This is a genomic window from Trinickia mobilis (genome assembly GCF_017315705.1).
Classification (GTDB): Bacteria; Pseudomonadota; Gammaproteobacteria; order Burkholderiales; family Burkholderiaceae; genus Trinickia_A; species Trinickia_A mobilis.
The window spans coordinates 44,310-57,805 of the sequence record NZ_JAFLRF010000013.1; the positions used below are offsets into that span (position 1 = coordinate 44,310).

At 62.0% G+C, this 13,496-nt stretch carries 22 protein-coding genes; 20 read left to right on the plus strand and 2 right to left on the minus strand.

Annotated features, from left to right (window positions below; genetic code table 11):
• Window positions 1-2 precede the first annotated feature (2 nt).
• Complete coding sequence (locus J3489_RS19350) at window positions 3-266, minus strand: hypothetical protein (RefSeq protein ID WP_207000676.1); 264 nt, start codon at window positions 264-266, stop codon at window positions 3-5.
• Window positions 226-816 carry a helix-turn-helix domain-containing protein gene (locus J3489_RS19355; protein WP_207000678.1) on the minus strand — a complete coding sequence of 197 codons (591 nt, stop codon included), beginning with the start codon at window positions 814-816 and terminating at the stop codon, window positions 226-228. Before J3489_RS19355 ends, J3489_RS19350 begins: the two co-directional genes overlap by 41 nt.
• A 90-nt stretch (window positions 817-906) precedes the next feature.
• Between J3489_RS19355 and J3489_RS19360 the strand changes: the two genes are divergently transcribed.
• The 20 genes from J3489_RS19360 (at window position 907) to J3489_RS19455 (ending at window position 13,355) form a co-directional block, all read left to right on the plus strand.
• Window positions 907-1,122: a hypothetical protein gene (locus J3489_RS19360; RefSeq protein WP_207000681.1), complete on the plus strand. Its 216-nt coding sequence runs from the start codon at window positions 907-909 to the stop codon at window positions 1,120-1,122.
• Window positions 1,123-1,407: 285 nt separating this feature from the next.
• On the plus strand, window positions 1,408-1,776 hold the full coding sequence (locus tag J3489_RS19365; RefSeq protein WP_207000683.1) for a transcriptional regulator: 369 nt from the start codon (window positions 1,408-1,410) through the stop codon (window positions 1,774-1,776).
• Window positions 1,773-4,289, plus strand: a complete 2,517-nt coding sequence (locus J3489_RS19370; protein WP_309491394.1) for a DNA methyltransferase — start codon at window positions 1,773-1,775, stop codon at window positions 4,287-4,289. Before J3489_RS19365 ends, J3489_RS19370 begins: the two co-directional genes overlap by 4 nt.
• Window positions 4,286-4,522 carry a hypothetical protein gene (locus J3489_RS19375; RefSeq protein ID WP_207000684.1) on the plus strand — a complete coding sequence of 79 codons (237 nt, stop codon included), beginning with the start codon at window positions 4,286-4,288 and terminating at the stop codon, window positions 4,520-4,522. Before J3489_RS19370 ends, J3489_RS19375 begins: the two co-directional genes overlap by 4 nt.
• A gap of 13 nt (window positions 4,523-4,535) precedes the next feature.
• Complete coding sequence (locus J3489_RS19380; RefSeq protein ID WP_207000686.1) at window positions 4,536-5,507, plus strand: hypothetical protein; 972 nt, start codon at window positions 4,536-4,538, stop codon at window positions 5,505-5,507.
• Window positions 5,504-6,502 carry a phosphoadenosine phosphosulfate reductase domain-containing protein gene (locus tag J3489_RS19385; protein WP_207000688.1) on the plus strand — a complete coding sequence of 333 codons (999 nt, stop codon included), beginning with the start codon at window positions 5,504-5,506 and terminating at the stop codon, window positions 6,500-6,502. Before J3489_RS19380 ends, J3489_RS19385 begins: the two co-directional genes overlap by 4 nt.
• Entirely contained in the window at window positions 6,499-7,896 is a 1,398-nt protein-coding gene (gene dnaB, locus J3489_RS19390) for a replicative DNA helicase (protein ID WP_207000690.1), read from the plus strand. The genes J3489_RS19385 and dnaB overlap by 4 nt, the downstream gene beginning before the upstream one ends.
• Window positions 7,889-8,404 carry a polynucleotidyl transferase gene (locus tag J3489_RS19395; RefSeq protein WP_207000693.1) on the plus strand — a complete coding sequence of 172 codons (516 nt, stop codon included), beginning with the start codon at window positions 7,889-7,891 and terminating at the stop codon, window positions 8,402-8,404. The genes dnaB and J3489_RS19395 overlap by 8 nt, the downstream gene beginning before the upstream one ends.
• The gene (locus tag J3489_RS19400; RefSeq protein WP_207000695.1) at window positions 8,404-8,940 is read left to right on the plus strand and encodes a hypothetical protein; all 537 of its coding nucleotides are present in this window, start codon (window positions 8,404-8,406) and stop codon (window positions 8,938-8,940) included. Before J3489_RS19395 ends, J3489_RS19400 begins: the two co-directional genes overlap by 1 nt.
• Complete coding sequence (locus tag J3489_RS19405; protein ID WP_207000697.1) at window positions 8,940-9,461, plus strand: hypothetical protein; 522 nt, start codon at window positions 8,940-8,942, stop codon at window positions 9,459-9,461. Before J3489_RS19400 ends, J3489_RS19405 begins: the two co-directional genes overlap by 1 nt.
• Entirely contained in the window at window positions 9,458-9,658 is a 201-nt protein-coding gene (locus J3489_RS19410) for a hypothetical protein (RefSeq protein ID WP_207000698.1), read from the plus strand. The genes J3489_RS19405 and J3489_RS19410 overlap by 4 nt, the downstream gene beginning before the upstream one ends.
• 49 nt (window positions 9,659-9,707) lie before the next feature.
• Entirely contained in the window at window positions 9,708-9,968 is a 261-nt protein-coding gene (locus J3489_RS19415; RefSeq protein WP_207000701.1) for a hypothetical protein, read from the plus strand.
• A 5-nt stretch (window positions 9,969-9,973) separates the two neighbouring features.
• Window positions 9,974-10,306, plus strand: coding sequence for a hypothetical protein (locus tag J3489_RS19420; RefSeq protein ID WP_207000703.1), 333 nt, complete (start codon window positions 9,974-9,976; stop codon window positions 10,304-10,306).
• Window positions 10,303-10,542, plus strand: a complete 240-nt coding sequence (locus J3489_RS19425) for a hypothetical protein (RefSeq protein WP_207000705.1) — start codon at window positions 10,303-10,305, stop codon at window positions 10,540-10,542. Before J3489_RS19420 ends, J3489_RS19425 begins: the two co-directional genes overlap by 4 nt.
• Entirely contained in the window at window positions 10,539-10,958 is a 420-nt protein-coding gene (locus J3489_RS19430; protein WP_207000707.1) for a transposase, read from the plus strand. Before J3489_RS19425 ends, J3489_RS19430 begins: the two co-directional genes overlap by 4 nt.
• Before the next feature lies 1 nt (window position 10,959).
• Window positions 10,960-11,121, plus strand: a complete 162-nt coding sequence (locus J3489_RS19435) for a hypothetical protein (protein ID WP_207000709.1) — start codon at window positions 10,960-10,962, stop codon at window positions 11,119-11,121.
• Window positions 11,114-11,533, plus strand: a complete 420-nt coding sequence (locus J3489_RS19440; RefSeq protein ID WP_207000711.1) for a hypothetical protein — start codon at window positions 11,114-11,116, stop codon at window positions 11,531-11,533. The genes J3489_RS19435 and J3489_RS19440 overlap by 8 nt, the downstream gene beginning before the upstream one ends.
• Window positions 11,533-11,736 (plus strand): hypothetical protein, encoded by a 204-nt coding sequence (locus tag J3489_RS19445; protein ID WP_207000712.1) that lies wholly within the window; start codon window positions 11,533-11,535, stop codon window positions 11,734-11,736. Before J3489_RS19440 ends, J3489_RS19445 begins: the two co-directional genes overlap by 1 nt.
• Before the next feature lie 192 nt (window positions 11,737-11,928).
• Window positions 11,929-12,576 (plus strand): hypothetical protein, encoded by a 648-nt coding sequence (locus J3489_RS19450; protein ID WP_207000714.1) that lies wholly within the window; start codon window positions 11,929-11,931, stop codon window positions 12,574-12,576.
• A 245-nt stretch (window positions 12,577-12,821) separates the two neighbouring features.
• On the plus strand, window positions 12,822-13,355 hold the full coding sequence (locus tag J3489_RS19455; RefSeq protein WP_207000717.1) for a hypothetical protein: 534 nt from the start codon (window positions 12,822-12,824) through the stop codon (window positions 13,353-13,355).
• Window positions 13,356-13,496 lie beyond the last annotated feature (141 nt).

The following is a 13,496-nucleotide window of genomic DNA, read 5'->3' on the forward strand; positions in this document are numbered from 1 at the left end:
ATTCAATCCATGTAAATTTTCAGGAGGTCACTACCGAGCTCCAGCCATGGCTCGAGAAGCCAGAGCGCGTTCTCCTGGGTGACGGCTGCAAGGCCGTAGTCCAAGTGACCATTCTCAAGGTCGATGTACACATGCACTGATCCGTCGTCTGCCCGATGCATGTCGCCTCGTCGCGCACCACGAGAACGTTTGCGCGATTGGCGATAGCCCTGCATGTCGATCACGTTATCCGGTTCCTGTGCCTCGTTTTCTTGTTCCTCGTTCATTACGACCGGCCCCTATGTTCTTCGTCTTGCTGGCGTAAGGGGGCTTTCTGGCCTTGGTCATCGCTCCGAGCATAGCCTTCAGAGCACCAATGAGTTCTTCGGAAATGCGCCCCGCGTCGTGAGCCTCCCTGAGTTCTTTTATGAACCCAAGGAGGAGCTCGTCTAGGTCATTGTTTACCGCTGCGGGATTGCCCTTAGTACTGGTGTTTACGAACTCTTCAGTTATTGCTGAATTTGCCGATAGCGGCAGCCGTTTGGCCTCTACTGATACCCGGTTGCCATCTTTTTCGGTGTACGCCAAGTCGACGACGTACTTCGGTCCGCGCTCGCTCATCAGCCATTCGAAAGTTACACCGAAGACGTTCGCAAGCTTCCTGACGTTCTCCGACTCTGGATCGCTTTTGTTGTTGAGGATCCGGTTGATGGTCGGCTGCTTAACGCCCGACGCGCGCGCAAGGGCGCTCTGGCCGCGCACCCTGAACTGTGGTGAGGCTTGCATCAATTCGTCGAGTCGGTCGCCGACGGACCGTTCCTTTGCATGTCCTTTCATGACGCAAACTATGCGAGCGTGAATAGGGTGGGTCAAAATCGCATTCATTCGCGCATTGACATCTATTCAATCGCGTATAGAATGTGAGCCATGAATACACTCACTCCGACGCAACTGCTCATCGAGATCAAGGCTCTGACGAAGCTCGGCGAGATCGCTATTGCCGAACGCCTTCGGATCTCGCAGCCCACCGTCAACCGAATCCTGAACGGGAAATCGGAGTGCAAGGCCGGGACCTTGATGGCGATCCAGCAATGGCACGCCGAGTTGAAGTCGAGAACGGAATCTGCCGGCGAAGCTGCGTAAGCAGCTCAGTGGCAACCAGTGGTCTCCTCCCGCGTCCCCGTGCGGGTTGGTCTGCCCAGCCTCAGGGCTGGGCTTTTTTACGCCTGAACCGTCTGAGCCAGAGCAGCTTGGGCGGCTAGAAGAAGGGCGGCGGACGAATAGATCGGTAGTCATGCGGCGTTCGTTCGTTGTTCGTATGGACCGCATGGTCCTATTTTTTCGCAGCTGGGGGTTCGTCAAGTGCCGTCAGAAACATTGAGCCGGATTGTTGACCAGCAGGAACTCGCACTCATCAGGACGCCAAACATGACGCCCGTACCGATCGAGATGATCCAGAAGAAAAAGACCGTTGGGGCTGCGTTCACGCTGGCGTGCGACACGTCGGGCCTCGACGACAAAGAAATCTACATGGCGTTCGCGCCGCCGATCGACGCGGGCTACTTCTCGCGCATGAAAAAGGGCACCGCGACGCTCGATGGCGACCGTGTGGGCGAGTTCTGCCGGATCGTGAAGAACACCGTCTACCCCGAATGGGTCGCGTTTCAGGTCGGCTGCACGCTGATGATGATCCAGACCGAGGCCGAGCGCTTGGCGAAGGAGGCGCAGGCCGAGGCCAAGCGGCTGGAGAGCGAGAACAAGCTGCTGCGGCAACTCCTGCAAGGGAAGGCCGCGTGAGCGCGCCAGACTATCGCGCGTTCCTCGAAGCCAAGGTGCGCATGGCGCACTTCGATGGCTTCGATGTATCACCGGAAGAGATCAATCCAAACCTGAAGCCGCACACGCGCGACATCGTGCGATGGGCGCTACAGGGCGGCCGGCGCGCGGTGTTCGCCTCGTTCGGGCTGCACAAGACGGCTACGCAACTGGAGTGCATGCGCCTGATCGGCGTGCATCGCCCTGGCCTGCGCCTGAACGTGATGCCGCTCGGCGTGCGCCAGGAGTTCCGCCGCGAGATCGAGCAGCGCTTTCGTGACGATTATGCGATCGATGCGCGGTTCATCCGGTCGGACAGCGAAATTGGCGACGAGCGCACCCTCTACCTGACGAACTACGAGTCGGTGCGCGAGGGCAAGATCGATCCTCGGAGGTACCGCGCGGCGAGCCTGGACGAGGCGGATGTACTGCGCAGCTACGGCTCGAAGACCTTCCAGGAGTTCCTGCCGCTATTCGACGGCGTCGAGTTCAAGTTCGTCAATTCGGCGACGCCCAGCCCGAACCGGTACAAGGAACTGATCCACTACGCCGCGTTCCTCGGCGTCATGGATAGCGGCCAGGCGCTCACGCGCTTCTTTCAACGCGACAGCGAGAAGGCCGGGAACCTCACGCTCTATCCGCACAAGGAACATGAGTTCTGGCTGTGGGTCGCGAGCTGGGCAGTATTCATCCAGCGCCCGAGCGATCTAGGCCACTCCGACGATGGATACACATTGCCGGAAATGGACGTCCGCTATCACGAGGTCGCGAGCGACTACGCGGCGGCCGGCGCGGACAAGATGGGCCAGGGTCTGCTGATTCCGGATATCGCGATGGGCCTGTCCGCCGCGGCGAGCGAGAAGCGCGGCTCCATGGCGGCGCGCGTAGCGAAGGCGGCCGAGATTGTCACTGCGGATCCGGACGACCACTTCATTGTCTGGCACGACCTCGAGGACGAGCGCCATTCCCTGCAGGCTGCGATTCCTGAAGCGGTCAGCGTCTGGGGTACGCAAAACCTCGACGAGCGCGAGCAGCGCATTGCCGACTTCAGCGACGGCGCCTACCGCGTGCTGTCGACCAAACCGATCATCGCTGGCGCTGGCTGCAACTTCCAGCGCCATTGCCACCGCGAGGTTTTCGCTGGCGTCGGCTTCAAATTCCGGGACTTCATCCAAGCCATCCACCGCGTACAGCGCTTCCAGCAGTTGCACCGCGTGCGGATCGACATCGTCCACACCGAGGCCGAGCGCGAAGTCGTGCGCAACCTGCAGGTGAAGTGGCAACAGCACATTAAGGTGGGCGAGAAGATGACAGCGATCATCCGCGAGTACGGACTCAACCAGCTTGCGATGCGCGACGCGCTGGTGCGCTCGATCGGCGTCGAGCGTCTCGAAGTCAGCGGCCTGGACTTCACGGTCGCGAATAACGACTGCGTCGATGAGGCGCGCCGCCAGCCGGAGAACGGTACCGACCTGATCGTGACGTCGATCCCGTTCGCGAACCACTACGAGTACTCGCCGAGCTACAACGACTTCGGCCATACCGAGAACAACGGGCATTTCTGGCAGCAGATGGACTTCCTGACGCCGGAACTGTTCCGGATCCTGCGTCCGGGCCGCATCGCCTGCTTTCACGTCAAGGATCGCGTGCTGTTCCAGAACGTGACCGGACTCGGCGCGCCGTCGATGGACTATTTCCACGAGGAGGCCTCGCTCCACTTCCGTAAGCACGGCTTCGTGAAGATGGCGATGATCGTCGTGAACACCGACGTCGTGCGCGAGAACAACCAGACGTACCGCCTGGGCTGGTCGGAGCAGTGCAAGGACGGCACGAAGATGGGTGTCGGCTGCCCGGAATACGTCCTGGTGGTCCGCAAGCCCCAGACCGATCGCAGCCGCGGCTATGCCGACGAGCCGGTGAAGAAGGACAAGGCGGCCTACACCCGGGCCCGCTGGCAGACGGACGCCCATGCGTTCTGGCGCTCGAGCGGCAACCGGCTCCTGACCGCCGAGGAAATGGCCAGCTACGGGCCCGCGAAGCTCGCCAAGATGTTCACCGAGTACAGCCTCGCGAACGTCTACGACCACGAGTTCCACGTGCGCATCGGCGAGGAGCTCGACGAGCGCGGCGCGCTGCCGTCGACCTTCATGAGCCTGGCGCCCGGCAGCCATAGCGACGATATCTGGCACGACGTCAACCGCATGCGCACGCTCAACGGCGACCAGCAGCGCCGCGCGGTCGAGCAGCACGTCTGCCCGCTGCAGTTCGACATCGTCGACCGCCTAATCGAGCGCTACAGCAACCCGGGCGACCTGGTCTATGACCCGTTCGCCGGCCTGATGACCGTACCGTACCGGGCGCTCCTAAAAGGGCGCTGCGGCGCCGGCAGCGAGCTCAACACCGCCTATTTCATGGACGGCGTCCATTACCTCAAGGCAGCGGAGCGCGAGATGTCGATGCCCACGCTGTTCGACTTCGAGGAGCACCCCGCATGACAGCCAACCGGAAAGTGCGGCCACTGACGGCCGACGAGGGCGTGATCGCCGAGCGTCTGCGTCGCATCGTGTCGACGCGCGACGCCTTCCCGATCCGTGACCCGGATCTCGCCGCGGTGATGGAGCTGCTGCATCGCATGGCGTCGACTGGGACGCTGGCGACGCTGCAATGGATGGCAGGCGACGCGATCGTGAAGCTGCGCGCGTACGTGGTGAAGCAACAAGCCGAGTAACTGAAGGTCCGCCATGAGCGAAGCCGTAAAACCCGAGAAGCGTGCCCGATTCCGCAAGATCGAAGTGCGGATGTGGGGCGACGAGAAGTTCTGCAAGCTGACGCCGATCCCGCCGTGCGGCCAGGGTCTCTGGGTCTATCTGTTGACTGGACCGCATACCGGACCGATCCCGGGAATCTTCCGCATCGGTCGCGCTGCGATGGCCGAAGAGTTGAACTGGGACATCGAAGCCTTCGACGAAGCCTTCCGGGAAGCCTTCCAGCAAGGCATCGTGAAAGCCGACTGGAAAGCCAAAGTCGTGTGGATTCCGAACGCTGTTGCGTGCAACCGTCCGGAGTCGCCTAACGTCGTCACATCGTGGGGTTCCGAGTGGGAATTGATCCCCGAGTGCGACCTGAAACGCGAGTCGTACGAATCGTTGAGAGCCAATATCTGTGGGCTTGGAGAGGCTTTCGCCAAGGCTTTCGATAGGGCTTTCTCTAAGCCTTCCGGAAAGGCTTCGGTTAAGCCTTCCGGAAAGACTTCCCTTAATCAGGAGCAGGAGCAGGAGCAGGAGCAGGAGAAAAACACAGAGGCTAACGCCTCTGTCGACAGCGGCAAAGTCGCGCCGCCTGTCGACCTGCTCGGCCACGTGCCTGCACCTTCCTTGGTTTGCCCCGCTCAACGCATCGTTGACGCCTATCACGAACTCATGCCGGACAACCCCCGCGTGAAGAACCTTAGCGACGCCCGGCGCAAGAACATCGCCGCTCGGTGGAAAGAGGCGGCGAAGCTGAAGTGCCGACCGTTCGGCTATGAAACCGTCGAAGCTGGCATGGTGGCCTGGCGCAAGTTCTTCACGGTATGCGCGCAATCGGACTTCCTGACTGGCAAAGCGAAGCCACAGCCCGGTAAGCCGCCGTTCCTGGCCGACATCGACTGGGTGATGAACGCGGCGAACTTCACCAAGATCCTCGAGAACAAGTACCACCGGGAGGCTGCGTGACAGATCGACCGATCCTCCACGTCGTTTCGATGTCCGGCGGCAAGGACAGCACTACGACCGCGCTGTTGGCAATCGAGATGCACGGCCGCGAGAACTGCCGCTTCGTCTTTGCCGATACCGGCAACGAGCACGAGATCACCTACGAATATGCGCTGGAATATCTGCCGCGCGCGTTGGACATCACGGTCGACGTCGTGCGAGCGGATTTCTCCGCTGAGTTCGAGGTGAAGCGTCGGAACCTGGCGCGTATCGCGGCGGGCGAGCCGGAGTCGGCGGTCTATGGGCGCCGGAAGTTCAAATACGCATGGACGCAAGAGGCAGCTACTCGTGCGCTCGAACTGCTGCATCCGACCGGCAATCCCTACCTTGATCTCTGCATGCTCAAAGGCGGCTTTCCTTCGCGGAAGCGCCAGTTCTGCACGCAGTACCTGAAGACCGAGCCGCTGACCGAATACGCGCTTGAGCGCATCGACGAAGGTCACGCGGTCTGGTCATGGCAGGGAGTTCGCATCGACGAAAGTGAATCGCGCCGCACGCGGCTGCAAGGCACCGGAGCATGCGTGAAGGGCTTCGAGGTGGTAGGCGGCGGTCTGTTCATCAACCGGCCGATCCTCCGCTGGCACGTCGCAGACGTCTTCGAAGCGCACGCGCACGCTGGCATCAAGCCGAACCCGCTCTACCTCCAGGACATGACGCGTGTCGGGTGCATGCCCTGCATCAACTGTTCGAAGGATGAGCTATCCGCAGTCGCGCGTCGTTTCCCTGAGCACATTGAGCGCATCGCCGAATGGGAGCGGCTCGTCTCGAGCGTCTGCCGCGCGGAATCGCCAGTCTCGTTCTTCCACCTCGGCACGAAAGGACATCGCGGCCAGTCATCGACGATCTGGAGCGTGGTCGACTGGGCGAAGACCACGCGCGGTGGCCGTCAGTACAACCTGCTCGCTGATGCCACTGAGCCGACGGCCTGCTCCTCTTCCTACGGACTTTGCGAATGAACGCGCGAGAACTTCCTGATGACGATTCCGGCGTCCGCGTGCCGCCGCACAGCATCGAGATGGAGCAGTCGGTGCTCGGCGCGCTGATGCTCGATAACGAGGCGATCGACCGGATCGGCGAGCTGCGCGCCGAGCACTTCTACCGCTACGAGCATCGCCTCATCTTCAACTCGATCGCCAAGCTGATCATGTCGAACCGCGCGGCCGACGTGATGACGGTCTATGAAAGCCTGGGCGCTTCAGGGCATGTCGATCAGACCGGCGGCCTCAAGTACCTGAACTCCATCACCGGCAACACCCCGGGCGCCGCGAACATCTTTCGCTACGCGCAGATCGTTATCGACCGCGCCAAGATGCGGAAGCTGATCACGGCGGCCGACGAAGTCTCTGCCGAGGTGTTCACCCGAAATGGCAAGACGGTCGATGAGCTGATCGCCTACGCGCAAGAGAAGTTCGAGCCGCTGTCGGAAGGGATCACGGGGGGCATGAAGCAAGTTGGCCCGCTTCTCACTGCAGTGGTCGAACGGATGGATCGCGAATACCACGGCGAAGCGTCGACAGCGCTCTCGACCGGCCTGCGCGAGCTCGACTTCAAGCTCGGTGGCGGTCTGTACGACGGCGAACTGGTCATCGTGGCCGGACGACCGTCGATGGGCAAGACGGGACTGGCGATGGCGATCGGTGAGCACGTGGCCGAGCAGTACGGGCCTGTCGCGGTCTTTTCGCTGGAAATGCCCGGAGAGCAGCTGATACAGCGCGCGCTCTCGCGCCACGGCGATCTCCCGCTGCACGTGATCCGAAACGGCTCGCGCATGACCGATGCGGACTGGCCGAGGGTCACCCATGCCGTCCAGATCGTCTCCGAACTGCCGCTGCTGATCGACGACACCGCCGGGCTGTCGATGCCTGAGATCGCGAGCCGTAGCCGTGCCGTGAAGCGGAAGTACGGGCTGAAGCTGGTCATCGTGGACTACCTACAGCTGATGACCGGCGGACCGGACGAGCGCCACGACCTGCGCATCGGTAGCTACTCGGCAGGCCTGAAGGCGCTGGCGAAGCAGCTAGGCGTGCCGGTGATCGCCTTGTCCCAGCTGAATCGCGCGCTCGAGCAGCGCCCTAACAAGCGGCCGATCATGGCCGACCTTCGCGACTCAGGCGCGCTCGAACAGGACGCCGACACGATCCTGATGCTGTACCGCGACGAGGTCTATCACGAGAACACCTCGGACAAGGGCGTCGCCGAGGCAATCATCGCCAAGCAGCGCAATGGCGCGCTCGGGACTGCATACCTGTCGTTCGTGCACGAGCAGGCGCGCTTCTCTGACATGCCAATGGGCTACATGCCTGCACCGCGTACGCCGCCATCAAAGCCGAGGGGATTCTCAGATGACTGATCTCGTAACCGAATTCGACGTCGAGTATGTGGGCGCCAACCCGACGCTCAATATCCTCGCGCTCGACCTTGGAACCTATTGCGGCTGGGCACTCGCGCGCGGCGCCGCGATGACCTACGGCACCTCTGTGTTCGCGCCGAAGCGGCACGACGGGCCCGGTCAACGGTGGCTGAAATTCCGCGCGATGCTCGCGCGCCTCTACAACACGGCCGGCGAGCTTCACGCCATCTACTACGAGGACGTGAAGAACCACGCCGGCACGCAGGCGGCGCACTGCTACGGTGGATTCGAATCCCAGCTGCAGGTCTTCTGCGACATCAACCGAGTGCGCCTGGTCGGCGTGGGCGTGGGCCAGATCAAGAAGGCCTGGACCGGGCGCGGCAACTCGAACAAGGACGAGATGATCGACGAGGCGCGCCGCCGCGGCTTCAAGGTGTCGGCGGACGCCGACGACACGGCTGATGCGCTGGCGATCCTCAACCTGGCGATGAAAGTGGAGACGAAGTGATGGGAAAGCGCGCTGGATACCGGTTCTGGACGGTTCAAGAAGAAAAGCAGCTTCGCGAGCTGTGGGCCACGCAGACGCCGATCAAAGAGGCGATGCACATGTTCGGCGATCGCTCGTATCAATCGGTGATCGGGCACGCCATACAGATGGGCTTGGGGCGCAGGCCGATTCCAGTGCGTTCGAAGTTCTCCGCAGCATGGGAACAGATCCGGCGCGAGCTTGAGAAGGGAAAGCCGCTGACGTCCCGAGAGCTCGCCGAGTTGACGGGAGGATGCCAGCGCAACGTTACGGACGTGCTCAAAGCGCGCTGCACCGGAGAGGATCAGCAGGTCTACGTTCTTCGCTGGAAGCGGGCCGGGCGCGCTTATTTGTGGACCGAACTGTGGATGCTCGGTGACGGTGAAAACGCGCCCAGGCCGCGGCGTGTCACCCAAGACGACATCAACCGTCGGCGCCGCGAACGCCGTGCGGCGCTCGCGCACCTGAGTGCTGGTCACCAGTTCGGCGCTGCTGTCGAGCAGCTGAAGGCTGCCTGATGGAACGCCTCATCGTCGACGGCCGCGTCTCCGACATCGCCGCTGGTGCTCCGGTGCCGCTGCAGTGGACGGAAGGCTATGCGGTGCTGCCGGCATTCGGGCGGCGCGCGCACTGGTTCAAGCGCGATGCGCCGCGCGCGGTGTCGATCGACGGCGTGCCGATGCTGATCACGCCGGTCGCCGCCGCGTGCGGGCATACGCGGTTTGAAGTCGGCGCAGTCGGCCTGATGCAGCCCGGGCGAGTTCGAAGTGTGTCAGCGCTGCGCGGCGGCGCGAGGAGAGAAGGGATGAGCTTCACCATCCACCTCGGCGAGAACGTCATCTACACGAAGGACGGCGGCGCGCCGCTGCACCCGAAACAGACGGTCTTGCTGTATGAGGGATTGTTCACTCTGCCGGACCACTGCGAGGAGACGGTCGGCTCGGAACGCCTCTTACGCAGCTGGCGCATCCCGACGCACGGCGGTCACTACCTGCTGCGCGAGTTCCTGCCGTCATCGGCAAAAGGATGGCCCTGGTGAGCACGAACGTCCAAGTTTCTGAACTCGATCGGCTGATGTGCGACATGTGGAACCGCCACTCGATCGCGCCGACTTGCCTGATCGTCGCGCCGAAAGCCGAGCGCACGCTGATGCGGATCATCTTCCCGCCGCTGCCGATCGCGCGTACGTCGAAGATGCGCCGCCTTCGCAAGCTCAAGTACCGGCGGCGTCCGTGAGCAAGCTGAAGAAAGTCTCTGAACCCGTTCCAACCGAAAGGAGAGAGTGATGGATGCAAGCGCTGAAATGCCGAAGTACGTATGTCACAAAAAAGTTTGGGCACTGAAGATCAAGTCAATCCAAGGCGATGGAATCCTCGGAGAGTTTGAAATCACGCCCGAGGATGAGGGTTATGCGCCATTCCTAGTGCCCGATTCCTACGTCACGAAACACAACCCGCAAGTCGGCGGCTACTACGTGGTGTACGAGGACGGCTACAAGTCTTACTCGCCCGCCAAGGCATTTGAAGACGGCTACACGCGGATCTGAAGACCATGACGGCGCGCCTCGTCGGCATCCCCAAGCTGGTCACGTTCCGCTCGGAGGACCTGCGGCGTGCCGTCGTGACGCTGCCGTGCATGAACTGCGGCATCGAGCGCTACACGCAGGCCGCGCACGGCAACACGGACAAGGGCCAAGGCCTGAAGGCGAGCGATGCCGCCATCGCCGCGCTGTGCTGCGACCGGCCCGGCGTCCGTGGATGCCACGCCATGCTCGACCAGGGTGGCGCCATGGGAAAGGAAGAGCGCCGCGCGTTCGAACTGGAAATGATCGCCAAAACCTACATCGCGCTGATCGAGCGCGGCCTTTTGAGGACCGTCAAATGAAGAAGCGGCTTTACGTGATGAGCCCGGCCGAACACGGTCTGTTCTCTGAATGCTGCAACCCGCCGGCGCTCCTCGTCGTGCGCAACGGCGAGACGCCATCCTGGAACAAGTTCGCCCGCGCACAGGAGTTCTGGGAGGCGATGGGCCAGTTGCACGGCTTCGACTGGGAAACGGTCCAGCCGTGCGAGGGAATGCATGTGGCGTTCTACCGCGCCGAGCCACTGGAGGCGCCATGAAGCCAGGATACACGCCGCTATCCGACGCCGAGTGGGCGAAGGTCGAGAGCTTCTTCGAACACGCACCGTTTCTAGTGCGGCGCCCGCGCGTGGACTCGCGAGTCTGCGTCGATGCGGTCCTGCATGTTCTCACCTTGAAGTGTGGTTGGAACAACTTGCCGGATAACCGCGGTTACCCGGCTCAAGCGACGGTGTATCGCCGTTTCGACGAGTGGCGCAAGACTGGCGCGCTGGACCGGGCGATGAAGATGCTCGAGAAAGCCGGCCGGCGTTTCAACGATCTACCGGAAGCTCCGAAGGAAAAGCCGAAGGCTGCGAGCCGATTTCGGGCTGAAGAGAACATCAAGGCCATGCAGGACTGCTGCCTCGCGCGGCTGATGTCTGGCATCCCGGCCGACTGGAAGTGCGAGGTCTGAGATGGAACAGTACACGGATGCCGAATGGGACTGGCTGATCGCCGAGGCAACGTCGGTGGCGCGCCGGGATGCCGACGAGAAGATGCCGTGGCACCGAGCCTTCGCAATCGGGTTGCTGCAGGCTGTCGAGCGGCTCAGAGGAAAGGAGCGGCCGAATGAGTGACCGGCTCTACAAGGCTTTCGTCCTGCGCACGCCTGGCGTCTGGCAGTTCGTCGTCGAGGTGGTGAAAGCGCACGCGCAGGCCTACATCGATCGCGACAAGCCGCTGCTCGTGATCATCACGAGCCAGGAGCACGACGCGACCGACGGCCAGCGCGCCTATTGGCAAGGTGTACTGCTGCCGCGCATCGCGGATGAGATTCCTGATGAGGACGGCGAACTCCACCCTGTCGCGTACTGGCACGAGAAGCTGGTGCTGGAGTTCCTCGGCATGGACGAGAAGGTGAGCGAAAGCGGGAAGATTCGGCGCCAGCGCAAGTCGACGGCGCGCGGAAAGATCTCGGTCGGGGACTTCAACGATCTCATCACGCGGACGCAGGTCTGGGCCGCAAACCAAGGCATGGAGTTGGACTGATGAAGCGGCCAGACACGGACGGCCGGCGCTGGACGTTCAAGGATCCGGCCGAGGTCTATGAGCGACGCGAGGTTTTGACGTGCGCCGGCTGCCGACACAACCGCCCGACCCTGGTCGGCATCGGCTGCCGGATGGACATGCGGAACGGGGTAGAGAAGATCGAGGACAGCGAGCGCTGCGCGCTCTACGAGGAGAAAGCTTGAAAAATCAAGAGGACGTCAGATACGACCCGCGCGGAACGGCAGGATTGCCGCGCTGCGACTGCCGTGCCCCAGCCCCGTCGCGCAGTCGTCCGCTCATGCAAGACATCCTTGAATGCCTCGGCTGTCGCGGCGCTGTTTCAATGTGGCGAATCGTCAACGAAAACATCAAAGTGCGCGACTAAAAGGAAAAACATGGACGCCGTATTCAAAGATACCCGTCAGGCATTGCATGTCGCGTTCCTGATTCTGTCGGTCGAGCCGAGTCAGAAGAACGCGTTCCGGCTAACCCTGATCCAGATCATCGAATCGCTGGGCACCTTGAATCGACGGCAGGCCGCATGGCTGGAGCAGCTTTACGGCGAGCGGTCGAGCACCGTCAACTTTGGCGGCTTGACGTCCGACGAGGTGCGCGCACAGTGCGCCGCGGTGGAAAGCGCAGTGCGGACAAAGCTGTCCGATCGCGAGCAGTGGGCGATCTGGGCACGGTTCGGTCAGATGGGCGAGGAACGGTTGCCAGACGGCGTTAAGCGGTTTTTCTTCCTGCGAGAGCGGTCAGAGGCGATCCAGAACCTGTCGGCATGGGTGATTCCGGGATTCACGTCGATCAGCATCCAGGCGATGGACTGCATCGTCGCGCGGCACTACATGAGCCACAAGCGCAGCGAAATCAGCTTCCGTGATCTGGCCGCCTCGTTCGGTGCCAGCCATATGACCTACAAGCGCGCGTATGACACGATCAAAGGACGGCTCCACTCGCTGGAGAATGAGGCGATCGATAGTCTGAAGCCTTATTTCGAGTGCACCGGGCTAATCGAAGAGGCGACTAGTGAGACGACATAGCATGACCTGAGATTACATTCCTTGACATTTCGTGTTACAGATGCCTATGATTCCGGCTAATTTATCGAAGCTGTCTCTGAAGCCCCGCCCGGTTCGCGCCGAGCGGGGCTTTTGCATTTCGGCCAGTCATGCGGCGGTTGGCGCCGCAGATCGCCTTCGGACTGGCCACCGACGCGTACCGCGCAGCCGGATAGCTGCCGCTAGTGCCTGCGATACGGACATTCCCAATTCGACTGGAGACAGCAATGTCCGATGTGAACGCAGAACCCGGCGAAAAACCGGAAGTTGAAGCAGGTGAGCATGGAAAAACGATGGGCGCCGGTACCGAAGCGTCTGGCTCCGGCGCCCAGGAAGTCTCTTCGAACGACCACTTGACCAGTTCCGATGCGAGTGCGGCCAGCTCTGGTTCGCCTCTGACTGGAGCAGAAGCCGGTGAACTCCAAAATGCTGCCGGCACTGCGCCCGTGGAGTCTGCTACCGGTGCAGCATTGGCCTCTGTCGACGCGGACGCGGACAAGGTTGCCGAAGTTGCTGGCGAAGCCGGTGCGGTGGTGAATAAGGTCGAAGCCACTGTGACTGAGCCTCTCTCCCTGCTCAAACGGGTGGAAGCGGCAGCTTTACGTGCATACCAGTCTTCAAACACCGCAGAGCACAACCTGATGGCATGGCTTCACACCCACCTCACGGGTGCAAATGCTGCCGCGGCTGGTGCTGGGGCGCTGGAAGGCCTGACGGATGAAGCGAAAGCCATCCTCGCCGACCTGAAGAATCTGCTGTAACCGAGTCTCCTCTCAGGTCGAAAGACCGAGATTCGCCCGCTCCCGAAAGGTCGCGGGCTTTTTTATTCTCCAGCCCCGCCGCGCGTCGAGCGAGAACTACTCGGTGCCCGCGCGGGCTGAAAGAAACGTTCTTGCTTGGAT